General features: G+C 42.6%; 15 protein-coding genes and 4 tRNA genes. 14 read left to right on the top strand and 5 right to left on the bottom strand.

The features are described from left to right. The first annotated feature begins 87 nt into the window (after nucleotides 1-87). From miaB to lnt, 5 genes are read left to right on the top strand one after another with little or no spacing between them, the layout of a single operon-like run. A complete protein-coding gene (miaB, locus tag L3V43_RS14110) occupies nucleotides 88-1,521 on the top strand; it encodes a tRNA (N6-isopentenyl adenosine(37)-C2)-methylthiotransferase MiaB (protein ID WP_010607359.1) in 1,434 nt (477 codons plus the stop codon). Between the two features lie 54 nt (nucleotides 1,522-1,575). Beyond that, nucleotides 1,576-2,610, top strand: coding sequence for a PhoH family protein (locus tag L3V43_RS14105; RefSeq protein ID WP_010370423.1), 1,035 nt, complete (start codon nucleotides 1,576-1,578; stop codon nucleotides 2,608-2,610). 3 nt (nucleotides 2,611-2,613) lie between these two features. Continuing rightward, nucleotides 2,614-3,072: an rRNA maturation RNase YbeY gene (gene ybeY, locus L3V43_RS14100; protein WP_102056250.1), complete on the top strand. Its 459-nt coding sequence runs from the start codon at nucleotides 2,614-2,616 to the stop codon at nucleotides 3,070-3,072. Nucleotides 3,073-3,094: 22 nt separating this feature from the next. After that, complete coding sequence (corC, locus tag L3V43_RS14095) at nucleotides 3,095-3,973, top strand: CNNM family magnesium/cobalt transport protein CorC (RefSeq protein ID WP_010607361.1); 879 nt, start codon at nucleotides 3,095-3,097, stop codon at nucleotides 3,971-3,973. Then, nucleotides 3,951-5,522 (top strand): apolipoprotein N-acyltransferase, encoded by a 1,572-nt coding sequence (gene lnt, locus L3V43_RS14090; RefSeq protein ID WP_237116781.1) that lies wholly within the window; start codon nucleotides 3,951-3,953, stop codon nucleotides 5,520-5,522. Before corC ends, lnt begins: the two co-directional genes overlap by 23 nt. A 150-nt stretch (nucleotides 5,523-5,672) precedes the next feature. On the opposite strand, the gene L3V43_RS14085 is transcribed toward lnt, so the two are convergent. Beyond that, a complete protein-coding gene (locus tag L3V43_RS14085) occupies nucleotides 5,673-7,829 on the bottom strand; it encodes a tetratricopeptide repeat protein (protein ID WP_237116780.1) in 2,157 nt (718 codons plus the stop codon). Nucleotides 7,830-7,930: 101 nt separating this feature from the next. Between L3V43_RS14085 and L3V43_RS14080 the strand changes: the two genes are divergently transcribed. Next, on the top strand, nucleotides 7,931-8,590 hold the full coding sequence (locus L3V43_RS14080; RefSeq protein ID WP_010607364.1) for a hypothetical protein: 660 nt from the start codon (nucleotides 7,931-7,933) through the stop codon (nucleotides 8,588-8,590). Nucleotides 8,591-8,608: 18 nt separating this feature from the next. Here L3V43_RS14080 and L3V43_RS14075 read toward each other — a convergent pair whose 3' ends face one another. Both L3V43_RS14075 and L3V43_RS14070 read right to left on the bottom strand, forming a co-directional pair. Then, complete coding sequence (locus L3V43_RS14075) at nucleotides 8,609-9,334, bottom strand: Sir2 family NAD-dependent protein deacetylase (RefSeq protein ID WP_029215916.1); 726 nt, start codon at nucleotides 9,332-9,334, stop codon at nucleotides 8,609-8,611. Nucleotides 9,335-9,366: 32 nt separating this feature from the next. Further along, on the bottom strand, nucleotides 9,367-9,873 hold the full coding sequence (locus tag L3V43_RS14070; protein WP_102056247.1) for a winged helix-turn-helix domain-containing protein: 507 nt from the start codon (nucleotides 9,871-9,873) through the stop codon (nucleotides 9,367-9,369). 261 nt (nucleotides 9,874-10,134) lie between these two features. Between L3V43_RS14070 and L3V43_RS14065 the strand changes: the two genes are divergently transcribed. Together L3V43_RS14065 and L3V43_RS14060 are read left to right on the top strand one after the other, a co-directional pair. Further along, complete coding sequence (locus L3V43_RS14065; protein ID WP_102056246.1) at nucleotides 10,135-10,506, top strand: hypothetical protein; 372 nt, start codon at nucleotides 10,135-10,137, stop codon at nucleotides 10,504-10,506. A 137-nt stretch (nucleotides 10,507-10,643) separates the two neighbouring features. Next, the gene (locus L3V43_RS14060; protein ID WP_010607368.1) at nucleotides 10,644-11,237 is read left to right on the top strand and encodes a porin family protein; all 594 of its coding nucleotides are present in this window, start codon (nucleotides 10,644-10,646) and stop codon (nucleotides 11,235-11,237) included. Between the two features lie 55 nt (nucleotides 11,238-11,292). On the opposite strand, the gene uvrB is transcribed toward L3V43_RS14060, so the two are convergent. Together uvrB and L3V43_RS14050 are read right to left on the bottom strand one after the other, a co-directional pair. After that, nucleotides 11,293-13,296, bottom strand: a complete 2,004-nt coding sequence (uvrB, locus tag L3V43_RS14055) for an excinuclease ABC subunit UvrB (RefSeq protein WP_102056245.1) — start codon at nucleotides 13,294-13,296, stop codon at nucleotides 11,293-11,295. Further along, nucleotides 13,296-14,672 carry an MATE family efflux transporter gene (locus L3V43_RS14050; RefSeq protein ID WP_010607370.1) on the bottom strand — a complete coding sequence of 459 codons (1,377 nt, stop codon included), beginning with the start codon at nucleotides 14,670-14,672 and terminating at the stop codon, nucleotides 13,296-13,298. Before L3V43_RS14050 ends, uvrB begins: the two co-directional genes overlap by 1 nt. 1,261 nt (nucleotides 14,673-15,933) lie before the next feature. Here L3V43_RS14050 and L3V43_RS14045 point away from each other — a divergent pair. From L3V43_RS14045 to rsxA, 6 genes are all read left to right on the top strand, one after another. Beyond that, nucleotides 15,934-16,010: transfer RNA gene (locus L3V43_RS14045), tRNA-Asn, on the top strand. Nucleotides 16,011-16,029: 19 nt separating this feature from the next. Further along, nucleotides 16,030-16,106: transfer RNA gene (locus tag L3V43_RS14040), tRNA-Asn, on the top strand. A 34-nt stretch (nucleotides 16,107-16,140) separates the two neighbouring features. After that, nucleotides 16,141-16,217 (top strand) — tRNA-Asn (locus tag L3V43_RS14035). Between the two features lie 47 nt (nucleotides 16,218-16,264). After that, nucleotides 16,265-16,341 (top strand) — tRNA-Asn (locus L3V43_RS14030). Nucleotides 16,342-16,528: 187 nt separating this feature from the next. After that, nucleotides 16,529-18,472, top strand: a complete 1,944-nt coding sequence (locus L3V43_RS14025; protein ID WP_102056243.1) for a GGDEF domain-containing protein — start codon at nucleotides 16,529-16,531, stop codon at nucleotides 18,470-18,472. 598 nt (nucleotides 18,473-19,070) lie between these two features. Beyond that, nucleotides 19,071-19,652 (top strand): electron transport complex subunit RsxA, encoded by a 582-nt coding sequence (rsxA, locus tag L3V43_RS14020; protein WP_010370383.1) that lies wholly within the window; start codon nucleotides 19,071-19,073, stop codon nucleotides 19,650-19,652. Nucleotide 19,653 lies beyond the last annotated feature (1 nt).

Genomic DNA, 19,653 nt, shown 5'->3' with positions numbered 1-19,653 from the left:
CTTTAGGCATAATGATATCAATTCAGCATCGCCTGCACGAGAAACGCGTAGTGCTAAACACCGAGTTGTAAACGAGGCAATATTTAAATGAGTAAAAAACTGCATATTAAAACCTGGGGTTGTCAGATGAACGAGTATGACTCCCAGAAAATGGCGGATCTTTTGGATTCAACAAATGGCTATCAGCTTACAGAAGAAGCTGAGCAAGCTGATGTGATCCTACTCAATACTTGCTCGATTCGTGAGAAGGCACAGGAAAAAGTATTCCACCAACTTGGTCGTTGGAAACTACTAAAAGACACAAACCCTGATCTTGTTATCGGTGTTGGTGGCTGCGTAGCATCACAAGAAGGCGACACCATTCGTCAGCGCGCTCCATTTGTTGATATCGTGTTTGGCCCACAAACATTGCACCGCCTACCAGAGATGATCAAGCAGGTGCAAAGCAAAGAAGGTGCTGTCGTTGATATTTCATTCCCTGAAATTGAAAAATTTGACCGCCTCCCTGAGCCAAAGGCTGAAGGCCCGAGTGCATTTGTTTCAATTATGGAAGGTTGCTCTAAGTACTGTACGTTCTGTGTTGTACCATACACGCGTGGCGAAGAAGTAAGCCGTCCTTTAGATGATGTGATCCTTGAAGTTGCTCAGCTTGCTGAGCAAGGTGTGCGTGAAGTGAACTTACTCGGTCAGAACGTAAATGCTTACCGTGGTGAAATGCACGATGGTGAAATTTGTTACTTCTCTGACTTAATTCGCTACGTTGCAGCAATTGACGGTATTGACCGTATTCGTTATACAACATCTCACCCGGTTGAATTTACACCAGATATTATTGAAGCCTATGCGGATGTGCCAGAGCTCGTTGACCATTTACACCTACCGGTACAAAGTGGTTCAGACCGTATTCTAAACCTGATGAAACGCGGTCATACTGCGCTTGAGTACAAGTCAACGATCCGCAAGCTACGTAAGATCCGTCCGAACCTAAGCATGTCTTCAGATTTCATCATTGGTTTCCCAGGCGAATCAAACGCAGACTTTGAAGCGACGATGAACCTGATTAATGATATCGGCTTTGATATGAGCTTTAGTTTCATCTACTCGGCGCGACCTGGCACACCAGCAGCCGACTTACCTGACGATGTGGCAGAATCAGAAAAGAAAGAACGTCTGTATCTTCTACAGAACCGTATCAACCAAATGGCGCAGGATATCAGCCGCAAGATGCACGATACCGAGCAGCGTATTTTGGTTGAAGGCCCATCGAAGAAAAACCCAATGGAACTGCGTGGTAGAACCGAAAATAACCGCGTAGTAAACTTCGAAGGTCCACACTCAGTGATTGGCCAATTCGTCGATGTACGTATTACTGAGGCGTTACCGAACTCGTTACGTGGTGAGCTTATCCGTACTGAAGCAGAAATGGATTTACGTCGTGACGTAAAACCGTCGGATATCCTAAATAAAGCACCACAAGAACCTGAAATTAATGAATTAGGTGTTGGTACTTTTACCCCCTAGCATTTTTAAATTGTGCGCTAGCTTCGGCTAGCGTCATTTTTATAGGAAGACATTTTGAGTAATCAGATAAAGAATATAGAAATTTACTTAGAACCCGCAGATAATCACCGCCTTTCTTCACTTTGTGGTCCGTTCGACGAAAATCTAAAACAAATAGAACGTCGCCTTGGAGTTGAAATCGCACACCGTGACAATTGGTTTAAAGTTACCGGACAAGCGGTAACGGCAAAAGCAGCTGTGGATATTCTAAAGTCTCTATATGTTGATACTCAGCCTGTGAAAGGAAAAATGACAGAAATCGAACCGGATCAGGTTCATCTGGCCATCACAGAAGCGAACGTACTCGAACAAGACGCCCCAACCGTATGGGACAAAGAAGTCTATATTAAGACTCGTCGCGGTGTAGTTAAGCCTCGTAACCCAAATCAGAGCCAATATGTCGCTAATATCTTAACTCACGATATTACCTTTGGTGTTGGTCCTGCAGGTACTGGTAAAACCTATCTTGCTGTTGCGGCAGCGGTTGATGCGCTAGAACGTCAAGAAATACGTCGCATCCTACTCACTCGTCCAGCGGTTGAAGCTGGTGAAAAGCTGGGCTTCTTACCGGGTGATTTAACACAAAAAATCGACCCTTACCTTCGTCCACTTTATGACGCCCTATTCGAGATGCTTGGTTTTGAAAAAGTTGAGCGCTTAATCGAAAAAAATGTCATCGAAGTTGCACCTTTGGCGTATATGCGCGGTCGAACACTCAATGACGCGTTTATTATCTTGGACGAGAGCCAAAATACCACGACTGAACAAATGAAGATGTTTCTTACGCGGATTGGCTTTAATTCAAAAGCGGTGATCACCGGTGATATCACGCAGATCGATTTACCTCGTGGTGCGCGCTCTGGACTTCGTCATGCGATAGAAGTGCTCAATGATGTAGAAGAGATTTCATTTAACTTCTTTAAATCTCACGATGTAGTTAGACACCCTGTGGTTGCTCGTATCGTCGAAGCATACGAGAAGAAAGAAGAACAAGAGCGTCTCGCTAAAGCTGAAAAGCATCAAGCGAAACAGCAACCTTCTGAGGAATAAACCATGGACTTAATGCTAGATTTGCAATTGGTTTGTGAGTTTGAAAACTTACCATCCGAAGCACAATTTCAATTATGGGCAGAACATGCATTAACGCAATTTCGCGAAGAAGCGGAATTAACGATTCGCATCGCTGACGAGCACGAAAGCCAAGAGCTCAATAGCCAGTACAGGGGCAAAGACAAGCCAACCAACGTGTTGTCTTTCCCATTTGATGCGCCACCGGGAATTGAGTTACCACTTATTGGTGATTTAATTATCTGTCCCCAAGTGGTATACCAAGAATCCATAGAGCAAGAAAAGACCTTTCATGACCACTTCGCCCATATGGTTATCCATGGTTGCTTGCATTTACTTGGATTTGACCATATAAATGAACAAGACGCGGTAGAAATGGAAACAATAGAGAAGCAAATTCTCGCTTCTTTGAATATCGCAGATCCTTACAGAGACGATTGTTAAATTAACGGAGCAGACACAACTAATGAGCGACGATAACTCGCAAAGTAGTCAGGGTTCTTCTAGCAAGACCTGGCTGGGACGCATCACACAGATGCTGCAAGGGGAACCCCAAAATAAAGAAGAATTGGCTGAAGTCATCGCTGATGCGCAAGAGCGCCAGCTGATTGACCCAGAAACCAAAGACATGATGGAAGGTGTACTCAGCGTTTCAGAGCTGAAAGTACGTGACATCATGATCCCACGTTCGCAAATGATTACACTTGATGTAGATGAGCCGCTCAGTGCTCAACTCCCTATGATGGTAGAATCTTCACACTCGCGTTTTCCTGTGATTTGTGAAGACAAAGACCACGTAGAAGGCATCTTACTTGCCAAAGATCTCTTACCTTTGATTTTGCGCGAAGAGCGCGATTTGCCAAGTATCCGCGAATATCTTCGTCCCGCTGTGGTCGTGCCTGAAAGTAAGCGTGTCGATACCCTGCTCAACGAATTCCGTCAAAAACGTTACCATATGGCTATCGTGATTGATGAATACGGCGGTGTATCTGGACTGGTTACTATCGAAGATATTCTCGAAACCATTGTTGGTGAAATCGAAGATGAACATGATGACGACGAAGAACAACAAGATATTCGTCAGCTGTCTAAACATGTTTATACCGTGCAAGCACTCACGCCCTTGGATGAATTTAACGAATTTTTCAAAACCAACTACGACACCCAAGAAGCCGATACCATTGGCGGTATTATTCTTCATGCATTTGGCCATATGCCAAGCCGTGGTGAAACCATAGACATAGATCCCCTTCAGTTTAAGGTAACTAACTCCGATAACCGGAGGATCTTACAAATTCAAGTAAGTGTACCTAAATCTGAACATGTTGAAGACTCTAGTATCTAACCTGAGTAACCTCGCAAAAGATAAGTTTGCATGGCTGGCACTCATTTCTGGCTGTGCACTTACTTTTGCTTATTCCCCTTTTGGTTTTTGGCCCATCGCGTTTGTCAGCTTGATTATAGCGACTTGGCTTACCGATAAACCCAGTCCAAAGCTCGCGGCTAAATATGGCTTTTTATTTGGCTTTGGCTGGTTTGCCCTTGGCATAAGCTGGGTGCATGTCTCTATCGCTGAATTTGGTGGTTTACCCTTACCTGTCTCAGTGCTGTTGATGGCATTACTATGTGCTTATCTTGCCATCTACCCGACATTGGCATTTGCTTTTGCCAGCTACTTTACTCGCACACCTTGGCAACGGGTGCTGGCACTTGTTGCGGGTTTTGCCATTACCGAGTGGCTGCGAGGCCATATGCTCACGGGCTTCCCTTGGCTTAGCTTCGGTTACACATTAACTGACTCGCCATTGGGCAGTTTAGCCCCTTGGATCGGTGAATTTGGCTTAACATTGCTAGTTATTCTAGCGACAACAAGCCTTTACTATCTACTTAAACAACGTGCGATTTATCTCACCATAGTCTGCTTTGCTGGCATTGCCGGTTTATACAGTGTGCCAATCATTCAAGGCCCACTAAAATACTCGGGAGATGAAATCACCACCTTACTTGTACAAGGTAATATCAAGCAGAGCCTGCGCTGGGAGCCTGAGCAATTTTGGCCTACCATGTCTAAATATCGAGATATGACTAGACCTAACTGGCAAGGCGTTGATTTAGTGGTGTGGCCAGAAGCGGCTATTCCTGAATTTGAAGATATCGCCTACCCATTTTTAGAAGGGCTGGACAAAGCCGCCGCGTTTAATGGCACGGCGCTGATAACGGGCATTCCCGATTATCAGTTTGATACCAGAACTGCGTACAACACGCTGATCACCCTTGGTAAAAAGGAAAAAGAAGACAGCGAAGGGCAATATCACTACCTGCACAAAAACCGCTACCAGAAGCACCAATTGTTACCTATTGGTGAGTTTGTACCGTTCGAAGACCTATTGCGTCCTATAGCCCCTCTTTTTAACTTAGCGATGTCGTCATTTACTCGAGGTGATGCGGTACAACCAAACCTACTTGCAAACGGTTTGCATGTGTTACCCGCTATTTGCTACGAAATCGCGTTTAGCGAGCTTGTCAGAGGTAACTTTACATCTGAGTCAGATATTCTTTTTACTGTGAGCAACGACGCTTGGTTTGGAGATTCCCACGGCCCGCATCAGCATATGCAGATCGCTCGCATGCGTGCCTTAGAATTACAGCGCCCATTAATTCGAGTAACGAATAATGGTATCACTGGTGTTTACGATCCACTTAGCAAAGTTCAGCATGCCATTCCACAATTCGAAGCCAATATACTGAAAAGTGATGTAAAACTAATTAGTGGAGTGAGCTGGTATGCAGAGCATGGTAATCGCCCCATCTGGTTTATTGTCGCTTTTATTTTGCTGATACTCACCGCCGCAAAGTCCATAGTGCTTAAGCGATTTGAACGCAACTTTTTGTAGTTGCGGTGTTGTACCTGTCGCGATGTAAAATCGCTCCTACACGTAATATATAACCTCTGGTGGGAGCCGCTTTACGCGGCGAGCTTTTACCATATCACAACGTAAAATCGCAGTGAGTATTTTACCTCAGGTAAAAGCAGGTTTGCGTTTTTATTCACAAGGTATGATAACACTCACTTTCAACCCACCTAATTCGCTGTGCACAACGGCAATGCTACCACCGTGCAATTCAACCAGTTTTTGACAAATAGATAAACCTAAGCCGGAGCCACCAAGATCTCGGCTACGGGACTTATCACAGCGGAACAAACGTTCAAACAATCTCCCCAAAGCTTCATCGCCCACGCCTGGGCTTGAATCTTCAATAACACATTGGATTTGCTGGCTTTGATAGCTAATATCCACACAGACTTCTCCCGGCTTGTCAGTATAATTCACACTATTACGAGCCAAGTTATTAAATACCTGAGCGAACCGAGTTACGTCAATGTCGATTTCCAGCTCATCAGGTAGTTCAATATGGGCATTAAACTCAAGCCCTTCATCCGTCACAAAGTCATCAATATCTTCAACAAGACCAATAAAGGCTTGTTTGGCATTGACGCGCTCTAACGCCAAGTTAAGGCTGCCGGTATCTGCCTGCGCGAGTTCGTAGATATCTTTAATTAATGTGTTAAGAGTATCAAGACGGCGGTTAAGCACTTTGTAGCTCTGCTGGGGATTTTCCACCAAATTATGTTCAAGAGATTCAATATGTAGCTTAAGTACGGTAAGTGGTGTTCTTAATTCATGAGAAATATCTGCAAGTAGTTGCTGCTTTAAGTCCAAGGTTTTGTTGAGAAGCTGCTTCTCGAGTTCCAGTGAGCGACGTTTGTTTCTCGCAAGTAGTAAAAATGCGCTCAGTAGAACGACCAAAACTCCCACCACTGCTGCCGTTACTATTTGTTCTACGCGCTGTTCGGCCAGCTCTACATCACGCTGTGTTTTTAGACTTTGTAGCTCATATTGATTTTTCTGGTACTCGGTATCCATCTGATAGGCCAAGGCTTTTTGACTGGCTTCTTTTTCAAGCTGAGAAACCTTAGATTCCGCATATTGTAAGTGATAATTAAGCGCAGACTCAAAATCACCTTTCGCGCTGTAGGCGTCCTTTAACACTCGTAATGCGGTTTCCTTGAGGCCAAGATAAACCTCATCTTGAGCAATAATTTGCTCCATACTTTGAATAAAAAAATCAGCTCGTTCAGGTAAAACAATTTGCGCATAGGTAGTCATCGTCTCTTGATAAAGCACTTTACTTTGTACCGGATCAATTAACTCTAGCGCCTGTTCAACATACTCTTGGGCCTTAGCTTTTTCATTTGCTTTTAATTTAACTTCAGCCAAATTGCTCAGGGCCCAGCCCTGATTTCTGGTGTGGTCATTCTCCTCGAAAATCGTAAATGCTTTTTCAAATGACGCTTGTGCATTGTCATATTGGCTGAGTTTCATTTGTTCACGACCAATGCGGATCAACGTGTAAGCTGAATAAACGACATTGCCCGCTTTAATGTCATAGTCATATGCGGTTTGATAAGCTTCAAGCGACTTTGCATGGTCGCCAATCACTTGATGCGCACCACCTAGGTTATAGTAAACTTGTCCAAGTAAAACCGTATTTTCCTGTTTTTGGCTTTTTAGTACCGCTATCGATTGCTGCAGTAATTCAAGTGCCTTGTCCGGTAATGAAAGATCCGAGTAAACATCTGCTAACTGAGTGATCGCAGACACTTGCAAATCTGGGAGTTCATACTTCTTTGCCACTTCAATTGAGAGTTCGTAACTCTCTATCGAGTCTTTATAACTGCCATTGCTTTTGTAAGCAGCAGCCCGAAAGCGATAAGCGTGGCTTAACAATCGATGCATATCAAGCGCCGATAGCTGAGACACGGCTAGGTTTAAATAACTAATCGCATCGCTAAACTTTCCCTCTTTAAGCATGAGGTCACCATACGTTAACGAGTATTTAGCTTCATATTCGGGTAAGTGATGTGAGAGTAATACCTGTTTAAAACGCTCCACCCATTTATGTGCCTCTTCGAGCTGGAAACCGTTTTTTAATGCAACTGTGGTCTTATGGTGAACGTCAGCGATTTCCTCAGGCGTTAAGCCTGAGTCTAATACTTGGTCGACTTTTTGAAGCGCGCTATCACGTGTTTCTTGTTGCTGAATTTCTTTTATAAAAGCATCATATAAACGCTCACTAGCGTGAACTAGTGGGCTTAGTAGTAGGCAACAAGTAAGCAGGATTATCTTAAAGTGCAACACGTTATCGTCTCTTTTTTATTATCATTATAAATTGAGCAAAACAGCTGGCGAATAGGCTATCATATTGCGTGAGCATTAAATAATAAATTGTGGTTCTATGTATGTCGAATAATTGTCTAACTCAGTTTTTGTTAGCGTTAAAAAGCGCGGATATAGAAAAAATAAAAGCCGTGTATGCACAGGTGACCAAAGACGAGCAGATTGAGGTCCTCAAGTTTCTTTTTCAAAGTGCGCAGAGTAACACTGTACTCTATGGCCACTATCAAGATATAGCGAGTGTTTGCTTACAAGCAGCACGCTTTCCAGAGGCGATGATAGCTGCGATTAACTCCTTGGAGAAGTTTGCCTTTTTTTCAACACCATTGATCCAAGCTGAGCAAATCAATAACCTTAACCCGCAAGGAAATAACATACTACATATCCTTTTATCGCAAATGTCCGCGAAAGATAACGGTCTAAATTACCTTAGAACCTTATTGCACTTTGAAAGCAAAGAGCTACTTCAAAATGCGCTGAGTCAAAGAAATGCAAAAAAGTTAACACCTCTAGAATGCTACTTAGCTTTTAATAGCCATACTGCGCCACTGAGCATTCAAGAATTAAGTGCGTTACTTGGCTTGATGGAAATCGAAAGGCGACATATAAGCGCAGTGGAACCCCACAACGCTAAAGTGATTGAATCACACCTCCAACAACAACACCGGCTCAGTGAATATAAACAATTTCTGCTAGCCACTTACTATCAAAGCAATGCAGGCTAACTTTCCTCAGGCTTTAAATTAAGAGGCAGGCAAACTGGCGATGTATTCACTTGCTGTCATGCGGTGATAGGTGACTTGTTTGTAAAGTAAGTGCGCAGGGTTTGGGTCAACCACTTCAATTGGAATTGCTTTGTGCCTTGCTATTTCCAAGGCCATTTGAGTGATATTGACACTAAAGGAAGTGCCCATAAAAATGATTCTATCCGCAGCATACATTCGTGACTGTGCTTCGCTAATACGATACAGATCGGTGTAGTATTCGTCGAATAACAATACATAGGGTTTAAGTGACACGCCTTTTTCTGGGCCTTGTCGCGCGATCTTGAAAAGTGCTAACAACGACTCGGCCAATCGACTTTCGTCTACCTCATCCCAAGGGGCAGTAAAACACGCTGTGGGCTCACCTTGGGTATGAAAGGGAGTCACCTGATCAACGCGTCCATGGATCGCAATAAAATGATTATTTCCCGCTTTACCATCTAAACCGTCGATATTTTGCGTGATCACATTTTTATCACTAAGCCATTGATGAACCTGATTGGGGCCGTGATTACGGTAAGCCACAAAACGATGGTAGTACCATTTTAAGAATTCCGCCGGTTGCGATTTATACATTGCTCGCGTTGCCATTTCTTGAGGAGTGTAATTAGCCGAACCTATCGTCCAAAAACCATCATCTCCTCGAAAAGTCGGAATACCACTTTCGGCACTCACCCCAGCACCTGTGATATACAACGTTTGCAACATGACACAACCTCAACTCAAGTAAATTTGACTCACGATAACGTAAAGTAGATACCCAAGGCTAGCAACACAAGTGCACCCGCAAGCCCAAACATAGGCAGTTTGCTACCAATAGATTCTGGTCTTTCGAACACTTCAGAAGGTGATTCAGTCACTACTGTTTCTTCTTCCACCGTTTTTACATCCGGTTTAGTCGACTCATGGGGAGTAGTCTGAGGTGAAGCCTGAGCTTCCGCAGTCCCTTCAAAGGCCGTACAAGGGATCTGCCATTGATACCCTTTTCGTGAAAAGGTTTTGATGGCATCATCACCAAACAAAGCACGTAAATGGCCAATATTTTGAAATACCACCTGATCGGTTACTTTTCTATCTGGCCATACCTTCTCTAAGATGTCTTCTTTACTGTGGATGGTTTGAGGAGCAGATAAAAATAGCTCCAATATCTGAGCAGGTTTTTGTTTTAAATTGAGCTTTCTGTCGTCTTTATAAAGCTTCAGTTCTTTGCTATCAAACAAAAAATCCTTAAAAGCGAATTTCATTTCCCTAGTTCCCAACTTGGTCTTAATTACTGTAATAGTTATTGTTTTATTCGAATTTACTACAACTTAACATTGCATTTATAACGAAACATGCCGCGAAAATATAGGGCAATGTTACATCGGTTTACAAACTATTGATAAAATCGGCTTTAGTATAGAGCGATCACTCAGAAAATCACTACCTAATCCTTAGAATAATTCGAATAGACTCAAAACCTAAGCATATATAAACTACATTTTCTGTAATTGTTAGGCTGACTCATGTTACTTGCTTTTATCTACTCCATCGTGTTGATAAAAACCTCATTACTCGGGCTGGGACTTGTCAGTATTGTGCTCTCAACAGTCTTTATTCTCGCGCTACATCTCAATATACCCACCCTCTCAACCAATGCAAAAAGCGAATTTATTAAATCCTTTAAGTTTGTGACCTTCTCGCACCTGCTCGGTTACTTGTTGTTATTGGGTAAACTTTTGTTTATTGATGGCTGGCAAGACGTACCTATGTTCATTGCAAGTCACTTGATCATGCATCATATATGGAGCGGACTTATTGCTGCGATTTTGACATTGACGACCTTACTAAAATATCAAACGTTCATTGCAAAATCTAAGGCAACTAAAAGCACTTAACAAGTGCAACTATTTATATTTGTAAAATAAAGAGAACCAAACTAGACGCCTTCTTACACTTTATGACAGCCCCCCAACAGACCTTGACACCTACCCTATTTATACTGTCCTCAAGTTAACCACAACGGACATTGATTATGAAAATTAAAGCGCTTTTATCTCTTGCATTACTCACAACAAGTTTATCGTCTTTTGCAGAACAAAATAACGAGACGCATCGCGTTGGTTTAGACATCTCTGGCGGCGGCGCTTCTTATAAAAGCTCAAGCAAAGATGGTGATGGTGTAGGCCAAGCATACCTGTATTACAACTATCACTTTACGCCAATTTTGGCGCTTGAATTAGGTTATAACAGCGGTGAAGACTTAGATGATTGGAAGTGTGAGGACGAAAATGATCGCAAGTTTACCTGTACGCAAAACAACAAAACTTTGTTTGGCCTTGGCGCTAACAATTTAGAATTTGATAACTTTGTTGTTGCCGCAAAAGGCTACTATCAAATTTCTGACAACAGCTATTTTTACGGCAAATTAGGTGCGAACTACTACGATTACGAAATCACTCGTGGCCGCACTAAATTAGTTACCGACGATGGCATCGGTTTTGTCGCTGAAGCGGGTTGGCAATATGACTGGGATAACGGCATGGCAGTTAACCTTGGCTATAAGTACCTTGATATGGGTGACTTGGATACATCGAGCCTATCTCTAGGTGTCAGCTACCGCTTCTAATACCCAACCAATAAAAAAGCATGTGAGTCTCATATGCTTTTTTATTCTTTAAAACCTAGGCTTTAATCAAACGCTTTTGTAAGATTTGAACTTGATCGCGCGCTTGAGCTGCTTTTTCAAACTCAAGCTCTTTAGCAAACTTCATCATTTGTGCTTCGAGTCGGTCTATTTCTTTAGCGATCTCTTTCGCATCCATTGCAGGCATACCTGGTTTAAATTTGGCATCGATATCAACCACTTTGTCATCAGCCACTTCCTCACCGAGATCCATCACATCCGTGATCTTCTTATTGAGTGCCGTTGGGGTAATGCCATTGGTCTCATTGTACGCCTCTTGCTTTTCTCTACGTCTTTGCGTTTCATCTATAGCTTGGCGCATTGAGTTCGTCACCCTATCACCATATAAAATCGCTTTACCATGTAAGTGACGTGCCGCGCGGCCAATTGTCTGAATAAGAGAGCGCGTCGAGCGTAAAAAGCCTTCTTTATCTGCATCAAGTATGGCAACCAATGAAACCTCAGGCATATCCAAGCCCTCTCGTAACAAGTTGATGCCGACTAATACATCAAAAACGCCTTTGCGTAGGTCTCGAATGATCTCCATACGCTCAACGGTATCGATGTCAGAGTGTAAGTAACGCACCTTAACGTTATGATCGTTAAGATAATCGGTCAGATCTTCTGACATGCGTTTTGTTAGCGTAGTAACCAGTACACGCTCATTCACTTCCACCCGTTTGTAGATCTCAGAGAGCAAATCGTCAACTTGAGTTGCAACTGGACGCACTTCTACTTCAGGATCTAATAGCCCTGTTGGGCGGATCACTTGCTCGGCAACATCACCCGCAGATTTGTTCAATTCATAATCACCAGGAGTCGCCGAAACATAAATAGTTTGCGGCGAAATCGCTTCGAACTCTTCAAACTTTAGTGGCCTATTATCTAGCGCAGACGGCAATCTAAAACCATATTCAACCAAGTTTTCTTTACGACTGCGATCGCCTTTGTACATCGCACCAACCTGCGAAACAGTAACGTGAGACTCGTCGATGATCATAAGCGCATCATCCGGCAAATAATCTAACAAAGTTGGTGGTGGCTCGCCTGGTGCACGTCCCGATAAATATCGACTGTAATTCTCAATACCAGAGCAATAGCCAAGCTCGGTCATCATTTCAATGTCGTACTGTGTACGTTGAGCAATGCGCTGCTCTTCGACTAGGCGATTTTTATCCAATAATTGAGTACGGCGGTCTTTTAATTCCACCTTGATACGCTCAATGGCATCAAGGATCTTTTCTCTTGGCGTCACATAGTGGGTTTTTGGATAGATAGTTGCGCGAACTAGGTGTTTCTCAACGGCACCAGTCAAGGGATCAAACAAACTGATCCGCTCTATCTCATCGTCAAACATCTCAACCCGTACCGCAATGGTTTCCGATTCGGCAGGAAAAATATCAATAACTTCACCGCGAACTCGATAGGTACCACGGCTAAAATCCATGTCATTACGCGTGTATTGTAGTTCTGCCAAACGCCTTAACATGTCGCGCTGATCGATAGTTTCACCGACTTTCAGCAACAGCATCATTTTCATATAAGAGTCGGGATCGCCAAGGCCGTAAATCGCTGAAACGGAGGCGACGATGATAGTGTCTCTGCGCTCAAGCAAAGCTTTGGTCGCAGATAAACGCATTTGCTCAATGTGATCATTGATAGACGCGTCTTTCTCAATGAAAGTGTCGCTGGCAACGACATAGGCTTCGGGTTGATAATAGTCATAATAAGAGACGAAATACTCAACCGCATTATGAGGGAAAAACTCTTTCATTTCGCCGTACAATTGCGCCGCTAGTGTTTTGTTATGCGCCATAATGATTGTAGGACGGTTAAGATTATTAATGATGTTGGCCATGGTAAAGGTTTTACCTGTCCCCGTAGCCCCCAGCAAGGTTTGATGTGCAAGGCCCGATTCTAAACCATCACACAGCTGAGCAATCGCAGTTGGTTGATCTCCGTTTGGCTGAAACTCAGAAACTAGCTGAAACTTATCTTCCATTACGCCTCCTTTTGAACCTCGCTTGCTGCAATTTCATTAATTACTTTCTTAAACCAATTGTAGGCTATGGCTGCGGTAAATAAATTCCCCAAAGCAGCGCCTGCAAATAGCCCTGGTAATCCTGCCAACTGTGAGCCTATATAAGCAATAGGTACATAAAATATGAACAACCGGATCACACTTAGAATGAGCGCATTCATCGGTTTATGCAACGCATTAAATGACGAATTGGTTAATATGATCACGCCTTGAAGGCCGTATCCTAGCGGCATGATATAAATAAATAACTGTATGGTTTCAACGACAGCAGGTTCATTACCAAAAGTATGACTGATGTAGTAAGCGCTCAATACCAGTAATAGATAGACCGCAAATTGAAAAGCAAGCACAAATTTAAGTGTTTGGGTATAGGCATCAGACACACGCTGGTATTGTTTTGCACCAAAGTTCTGACTTACAAAAGGAGGCAAAGTCATAGAAAGCGCCAAAACCACGAGACTTGCGATAGACTCGATACGACTCCCAACGCCAAATGCGGCCACAGCTTCTGGTCCATAACTGGCAATAAGTGCGGTCATTACCGCCATTGCCAACGGCGTCAGCATATTTGCGCCAGCTGCAGGCAGGCCGATGGTGAGAATTTTTTTTGCCGCATTTGTGAAGCTGGTGTATTTTGCAGACAGTGAGATAAGACGTTTTTTAACTATCAGCAAATATAAAATAATAGTTACCCCAAGACTCCAAGATAACACACTGGCCACTGCAGCCCCTTTTACACCCATTGCATCAATTGGCCCAAATCCGAAGATTAATATCGGGTCCAGCACCGCATTTACTAATCCCCCGAGTCCCATGACTAAACTTGGCGTTTTGGTATCACCACTGGCACGCAGCACTGAATTACCAATCATCGGCGTTATCAATAAAATCGAGCCAATGAACCACACGGACATATAGTCGTGTATAAATGGCATAACCGCTTCACCTGCCCCGAGGAGAATAAAGATCTCATCGACAAAAATAAAACCAAGAATAGAAAGCAGCGAAACAAAAATGGCAGAGATAATAATAGCCACTGCGGCATCAAACTTAGCTTCGTCGAGCAAATTGCTACCCAAAGCCTTCGCGATAACGGCGGATGTGCCAATACCTAGCCCGATGGCTAAGCTAATTACAGTAAAGGTAACTGGAAAGGTGAAGCTGATTGCTGCGAGCGGCTCGGTGCCAAGCATACTAATAAAGAAAGTATCAACGAGATTAAACATCATCAGCGTGATCATCCCGAATATCATGGGGATCGTCATTCGCTTTAAAGTCGCCCCAATATCACCAAAAAGGATATCGTTGCCATTGGAATTTGACTTAGCTTGAGTCATAACAACCTATTTCTGATACTTTAAGCGGCTCATTGTATGCTATTCAAGATGTTGACGCTATGTGGGAAACGTTAAGAGTCGTTATAAAGTCTAAATTAGCAACAGTTACCTATAAAAAGCTTGTGTTACGTCACAGGATTAAGGTTTAGTGTTGAAAATAACGATTCAGTAAGTTTTGACAAAAAAGTTACAACCTCGCTTGCAAAGTAGCATGTTTTTTGCACAACCAAAAAGGTAAAAAGTTCATAAAAGCTTCACACTGAGCAACAAATAAACAAAAATAACCAATCAAATATAACCTATTGATATTGTTGAAATTAAATATTTATCGAATTTTACTTGAAACGGCTGCAGCGCCCTAATTTCATAGTCTTGCAATACTTCTCAAATAATAATAAACAATGTTATCCACAGATTCCGTGGATAAGTCGCTCCAAGCCAATAGAATAAAGGTTTTCAGCTTGGAGTAATTTTGATCAACGGCGAGTTTAGTGTGATCATTCTTAAAACAACAACTGGATCAATTTAGATCTCTAGACTAACCTTGCTTCTGGAAGTAAAAAGCATCTAGCTACTAAAAATAACGAGGATCACATATACAACTGTTTTAATTGAACTTTTTATTAATTTATTGATTCTCACTTTGACGATAGTAACTACTTACTGTTTGCTACACCGCGTTTAAATAGAGATTATCAATATCACACTATTCATGCTCATTGATCTCATTCACGTGACAATTGCAATGATTTAAAGATCTCAAGAAAACATCATAAAATGAGCAGTTAGGGATATAATTCAAACAAAACGTTCAAAAAATACATTAAACAGAATATATCACTGTATAGATAAACAGTAAACACTGTATATGTTAATTTTATTCGACATCCCCCTACATGATGATTTAGGAATTTTATACAACAGCTTCTATTTCATATTTTGCAGCTCTTCATGATATGAGGTTTTTAAAACCGAAACTCGCTAAGAGTCATTATATTAACGATGATAAATTACCTATCACTCAACTTTTGCTTAGATTACTAGGCGGCAAGTCGAGCGCCGCGCTCAAAACCCACTCAGGGGAACAAAAATCAAACCGCAAAGGTCAACAGGACCTATATCAATAATACTAAACAAGCTAAAAAGCCAACAAATAGCGCATTAATTCATCGCTTAGTAGAGTTTTTTACGTTTCTGTGATTTTAGTGGTTGACACCTTGCAATGTCGTCATTAATATTTCGCCCCGTTGAGAGATACGCTTCCCCCTTAGCTCAGTTGGTTAGAGCGACGGACTGTTAATCCGCAGGTCCCCCGTTCGAGTCGGGGAGGGGGAGCCAAATTCTCACACTTGACTATTCCCCCTTAGCTCAGTTGGTTAGAGCGACGGACTGTTAATCCGCAGGTCCCCCGTTCGAGTCGGGGAGGGGGAGCCACTCCTTCACCGGAAAGTCAACATTTTATTGTAGTTCCCCCTTAGCTCAGTTGGTTAGAGCGACGGACTGTTAATCCGCAGGTCCCCCGTTCGAGTCGGGGAGGGGGAGCCAATCAATAAGATAGTGCTCAAAAGAGCATTTCTAAAGTTCCAAATTGTTCCCCCTTAGCTCAGTTGGTTAGAGCGACGGACTGTTAATCCGCAGGTCCCCCGTTCGAGTCGGGGAGGGGGAGCCAATTCCACGAAAGCATTAGACTTTTTCCAGCATTTACACTACTCTACAAGCAATATTCTCACTGCATTTGCCCGAATAACAACCTTCTCTGCAATTTATCGACCAGACAAAAATCAAACCGATGAATTTGATAAAGAAATTGGCAATGCACCCGATACTATGGAATAACTCTCTTTAAGAAGCGTACTATGGCTGGTTTTAAAAAACTTATCGTACTCCAAGTCACCTCTTGGCTATTATTCTCCTTGATTGGTAGCTTTTTTTTCGCAACAAGTTTTGACTCTGCAATCAACAAAGCACAACAAAGTGCCCATACCATGGTGACAGAGTATATAAAGGATAAGAAACTCACTGAAGTTACTCCTGAACATATCCGTCAGGCCTTAAATAGCGGGGATGTTTTCTCAACTTTTATCGTACGAGACTTTGACGGCCAAACTGTTTTGCAAGTCAACACACCAAGCAACCTCCCCTTTATCGCCGAACTCATAGAATCAAATATCAATGCTATTCGCCCCCAATTTGCTGTTAACGATACCAAAGACATCAAAATTGAATTCTTGATCAATGCACAAAGTCAGGCGCAATTACTACAACAAGCCCTACTGCTACTTATCGTTATTTCAGCGCTAGTTGCCTTTATTCCTGTTTTCTTTATGCAAGGCGTCTATAAGAAGCTCAATCGCAACGTCAGTATGACCGTGGCCAGTGCGGTAGATTCATACATCACACAAAACCAAGTTACCGACAATATTGAGTTTGATTTTAATGATGGCAAAGTGGCGGAACTCGGGCATGATTTAGTCCCCTCTTTTAAACGATTAGCTAGCTTTTTAAAGTCAAAGCAAGAAGACATTAAAAATGCCGCTCACACTATCAAGCAAGAAGCGTATAAAGATGTAGTCACCGATCTTGGCAACCGCAATATGTTCGTTGAACATTACGAGCAGTATATCGAGTCATCAGCTAAAAAGGCATTTGGCTCGTTGGCGATGATCCGCTGTTCTGAATTGCAGGTCATTAACCAAACTCGTGGTTATCAAAAAGGTGATGAATACATTAAGTCGGTATCGGATATCATCAAACACGTCACCGGTACTTATGCCGGCAGCCAGGTGTTCCGTTTAAATAGTTCCGATTTTGCAGTGATCTTACCCAATGTGCCAAGTAAAGAAGCGGAAGAGTTTGGTGAAACACTGCAAGCGCGTTTTACTCAGTTCCAGCAAAACCAAGAACTATCATCGGTTGCAAACACTGGGATTGTACCTTACGAGAACGGTAAACCACTTGGAGAGCTACTCTCGGTTGTTGATAATGCCATGAGTATGGCACAAAGCAAGCAAGCCAATGCTTGGCATATTCAGCGTGAATCTGACCTAGTGAATAACGTTAGTGCTGGATTTGGCAATCAAAACTGGCGTCGCGTGATCCGCGATGTGATCAACAGCAAACGTGTTAGCTTGATGATGCAAAATATCATGCCAATTGGTAAAAATTCTAAGGCCTATGCTGAGATCCAGTCTCGCTTCAAAACTGAAGAAGGACAGATGCTACCAACGGCTTCTTTCCTTGCCATGGCGGAAAAGCTGGAAATGGCCATCGAGATTGATCAGCTGATCATCGACACCTCGCTAGAACTTATCAAAACGCGTAACTTTAATGAAAAGTATTTTGGGATCAATGTCACCGCATCGAGCGCTCATAACGATCAATTTGTGATCTGGTTAGAGCGTCGTTTGTTAAAAGAAACCAATCTCGCCTCTAAACTGGTATTTGAAGTTAGCGAGTTTGGCTTACAGCAAAATATTAAAGCCAGTAAGCGCTTTATTGATATGGTGCACCGTGCCGGCGCTCGTATCACCGTTGAGCGTTTTGGTGTGGGTTTAACGTCGTTTAAGTTTTTTAGAGACTTAAAGCCTGACTATATCAAAATGGATGCAAGCTATACTCGTGGTCTTGAAGAAGACAAGAATAATCAATATTTTATGCGTTTAATGGTTGACCTTGCGCACCGTATCGGTGTCAACGTATTTGCCGAAGGTATCGAGAGCCAAGAAGAGAAACATATAGTCGAAACGCTTTGTTTGGACGGTGTACAAGGCTATTACATCGAAAAACCAAAAGAAATCTAAGTAACCTGAGCTTGGATAATTCTCCCCTTATCCAAGTTTAACGAAAGTTCCAAGGGCAACGTATTTGCCCTTCCCTTTCCCGCTGCCATTGCGCTGACTTTCGCACACTATCATTTGCCACACCTGTTACAATCTGTGTTACTATTGGCAGGAATTATCATTCAAGTTTGTCCATGGGATCTTAAGAAGTTCACAAAGATAAGCTTGAAGATTATTTCGGCGCTAGCGGTAATCCAATATCTAGCAATAAAATCACTCTATCACCATGATTTTATTGCTAAAAAATCATATATTTAGCCTGATAAGCAAACTCTGAATTAGGATTACTTGCTAATAACTGAATGAAAACTGTCAGCATTACATGACAAGCTACAGCCTCATAAAATGTGAGACGCTAGCTTAAATGATAGCAAAGCACATGTTTTCACTTAAAAAATTCAAAGCGGAACGGTGCTATCGGTTTAATTCTACTAAAAAGTATTTTTAGCAGAATTAAATCCAGTCAAAACTTGCACCTAGTAAGTTCTTTAATACAGTTAACTATCACCTCGATTTGACGGGAAAACCCGCATAAAGTGAATAAGTTATAGAGGCAGGAATGACCGAATACATTTTGTTGCTCATTGGCACCGTGCTGGTGAATAACTTCGTTTTAGTCCAATTTTTGGGCTTATGTCCATTTATGGGGGTATCTGGAAAATTGGATACCGCAGTGGGAATGTCGTTAGCGACCACCTTTGTTCTTACGCTAGCCTCAGTCACCAGCTATTTGGTCAATCAGTATATTTTATTGCCGCTCGATCTCACTTTTTTAAGAACGATGAGCTTTATTTTGGTTATCGCTGTGGTTGTGCAATTTACAGAGATGGTGGTACGTAAAACCAGTCCAACCTTGTATCGATTACTGGGAATTTTCTTACCTTTGATCACCACCAACTGCGCTGTACTAGGCGTCGCACTACTTAATATCAAAAAAGACCACACCTTTTTAGAGTCTGCAGTCTATGGTTTTGGCGCTGCGGTTGGCTTTTCTATGGTTTTGGTGCTATTCGCCGCTTTGCGTGAGCGTTTGGCTGTCGCTGACGTGCCGACACCCTTTAAAGGCGCATCGATAGCGATGATCACCGCAGGACTTATGTCGCTTGCGTTTATGGGCTTTTCTGGATTGGTTAAGTTTTAGA

The sequence above is a fragment of the Pseudoalteromonas sp. L23 genome (genome assembly GCF_021728455.1).
GTDB lineage: Bacteria > Pseudomonadota > Gammaproteobacteria > Enterobacterales > Alteromonadaceae > Pseudoalteromonas.
Note: the sequence above shows the minus strand (reverse complement) of the source record. Positions and strands in the feature narration are given on the sequence as shown.